We start from the raw sequence: 2,619 nt of genomic DNA, 5'->3' as shown, positions 1-2,619 counted from the left end.
GGGCGGGGTCGTGGACGGGGGTCACGATCACGCCCGCGGGGCCGCCCCAGGGTGTCTGGGCGTCCGGGGCCCGACCCCGACCGCACTACTCCGGGCTGTCCCCGAGGTCCGCCAGCAGGGTGCGCATCGCCTCGACGAGCGCCGTCCGCTGCGCCTCGTCGAGGCCCGCCAGCATGCGGTACTCGGTGGCGAGGTGGTCGGGCAGCGCACGGTCGATCAGGTCCCGGCCCTCCGGGGTGAGGGCGACCTCACGGCTGCGGCCGTCCTGGTCGCTGCGGGCGCGGGTGACCAGGCCGCGGGCCTCCAGCCGGTCCAGGCGCTGGGTGATGGCGCCGGAGGTGACCATCGCGGACCGCATCAGGCCGGTGGGGGTGAGGCGGTAGGGCGGGCCGCTGCGCCTGAGGGTGGCGAGGACGTCGAAGGAGGCGGCGTCCAGCCCGTGCTCGGCGAAGGTGCGGTTAAGCGCCGCGTCCACCAGCCGGTAGAGGCGTTTGAGCCGGCCGAACACCTCCATCGGGGAGACGTCCAGGTCGGGGCGCTCAGTGCCCCACTGCGCGACGACGCGGTCCACATGATCTGCCACGGGTTCAGGGTAGGCGATCCCGACCATATTCCTTAGCACTGAGGTAACTGTGAGCCACGTCACTCACTCGATGCGGTGAAGAATGCCTTAGCACTGAGATACATTGCCTTAGTGCTAAGAAATCGCCTCGCCCTCGTCCTGGTGACGGCCCTCGCCCCGGCGGTCTGGGGCACGACCTACCTGGTCACCACCGAACTCCTGCCGCCCGGGCGCCCGCTGCTCGCCGCCGTCATCCGCTGCCTGCCCGCCGGACTCCTCCTGATCGCCCTCACCCGCCGCCTGCCGCAGGGCAGTTGGTGGTGGCGCTCGCTGATCCTCGGCGCGCTGAACATCGGGGTGTTCCAGGCGCTGCTCTTCATCGCCGCCTACCGTCTGCCCGGCGGCATCGCCGCCACCGTCGGCGCCGTCCAACCCCTGGTCACCGCCGCGCTCTCGGCCCTGGTCCTCGGCGACCGGCTCACCCTGCGCACCGTGCTGGCCGGGATCGCGGGCGTCGCCGGCGTCAGCCTGCTGGTACTGCGGGCCGACGCCGAGCTGGACGCCGTCGGAGTGGTCGCCGCGCTCGGCGGTGCCGTGGTGATGGCCGCCGGCATCGTCCTCTCCAAGCGCTGGGCCTCCCCCGCGCCGATGCTCGCCACCACCGGCTGGCAGCTCACCGCCGGCGGGCTGCTGCTGGTGCCGGTCACGCTGCTCACCGAGGGCGCGCCGCCGTCCCACTACAGCCTCGCCAACGTGCTCGGCTATACCTACCTCTGCCTGATCGGCGCGGCCGTCACCTACGTGCTCTGGTTCCGCGGGCTCCGCGCGCTGCCGCCGACCTCGGTCTCCTTCCTCGCACTGCTCAGCCCGGTGGTCGCCACCCTGCTCGGCTGGCTGGCGCTCGGCCAGGACCTCAGCCCGCTCCAGGCGCTCGGCGCCCTGGTCGTGCTCGGCTCGCTGCTCGCCGCCCAGACCCAACGGCCGCGCACCGCACCGGGATCGGCTTCGGTGACCGAGCCGATGGCCGCTCCACGGTCCGTCCGCGAGAACGTCTGACCCCGCCCCGCCCCACCGTTCCCACCCCTTTCCCACCACCTTCAGGGAGTACCCCATGCGCATCACCGTGTTCGGCGCCACCGGCAACGTCGGCGGCCGGGTCGTGGCCGAGGCCCTGTCCCGCGGCCACCACGTCACCGCCGTCGTACGGGACCCGGCGAAGCCGCGCGACCTGCCGTCCGCCGTCACCCTGGTCGTCGGCGACGCCCGGGCGCCCGAGGACGTCGCCCGGATCGCGGCCGGACAGGACGTGGTGGTCACCGCCACCCGACCGGCACCAGGCAGCGAGCACGAGCTGGCCATCGCCACCAAGGGCCTGCTGGCCGGGATCGCCGGCACCGGTGTGCGGCTGCTGGCCGTCGGCGGTGCGGGCAGCCTGCTCGTCCCGGGCGGCGGCGGGACCACCCTGGTCGACAGCCCCGGCTTCCCCGACGCGATCCGGCCGATCTCTCTGGCCTGCGGTGAGCAGCTCGACCTCTTCCGCGCCGCCGGCCCGGACACCGACTGGACGTACCTGAGCCCGGCCGCGCTGCTGGAGCCCGGCGTGCGCACCGGCCGGTTCCGGACCGGCCGCGACGAACTGCTGGTCGACGCCGAGGGCAACTCGGCGATCTCCATGGAGGACCTCGCCGTCGCACTCCTCGACGAGGCCGAGCGGCCCGCCCACCGCCGGGCCCGCTTCACCGCCGCCTACTGACCGCCTGACCACCCACCTGATCGCCTGCGGTCCTGGCACCCCCGCCCCGGCGGGGGTGCACCCAGCACCACCCCGAAGACGGCAGTGGGGATGATCGATCGCCAGGCCGGCGCCGGACATGATCGTTCCTGTGACCAAGACCGTGACCAAGTCCGTGACCAAGACCCAGGCCCAGAACCAGACCCGGACCAAGGCCGGGACCCGGTCCGCCGAGTCCGCCCCGCGCCGCGCCCGGCGCGGCCGCCGTGCCGCCCTGGCCGTCGCCGCCGCCCTGCTGGCCGGCCTGGCGGCGCCCGCCCCCGCG

Annotated in this window: 3 protein-coding genes; 2 read left to right on the top strand and 1 reads right to left on the bottom strand. The window is 74.2% G+C overall.

Annotated elements, in window-relative coordinates:
- Window positions 1-85 precede the first annotated feature (85 nt).
- Window positions 86-583 carry a MarR family winged helix-turn-helix transcriptional regulator gene (locus tag ACFU6K_RS36230; protein ID WP_380670482.1) on the bottom strand — a complete coding sequence of 166 codons (498 nt, stop codon included), beginning with the start codon at window positions 581-583 and terminating at the stop codon, window positions 86-88.
- A gap of 111 nt (window positions 584-694) precedes the next feature.
- Between ACFU6K_RS36230 and ACFU6K_RS36225 the strand changes: the two genes are divergently transcribed.
- Complete coding sequence (locus tag ACFU6K_RS36225) at window positions 695-1,618, top strand: EamA family transporter (RefSeq protein ID WP_380670480.1); 924 nt, start codon at window positions 695-697, stop codon at window positions 1,616-1,618.
- Window positions 1,619-1,673: 55 nt separating this feature from the next.
- Window positions 1,674-2,315 carry an NAD(P)-dependent oxidoreductase gene (locus ACFU6K_RS36220; RefSeq protein WP_380670478.1) on the top strand — a complete coding sequence of 214 codons (642 nt, stop codon included), beginning with the start codon at window positions 1,674-1,676 and terminating at the stop codon, window positions 2,313-2,315.
- The last annotated feature ends 304 nt before the right edge of the window (window positions 2,316-2,619 follow it).

It is taken from the genome of Kitasatospora sp. NPDC057512, assembly GCF_042802135.1.
In the GTDB taxonomy this organism is placed as follows: domain Bacteria; phylum Actinomycetota; class Actinomycetes; order Streptomycetales; family Streptomycetaceae; genus Kitasatospora.
The sequence above is the reverse complement of the archived record's forward strand: the minus strand, read 5'-3'. Positions and strand labels throughout refer to the sequence as shown.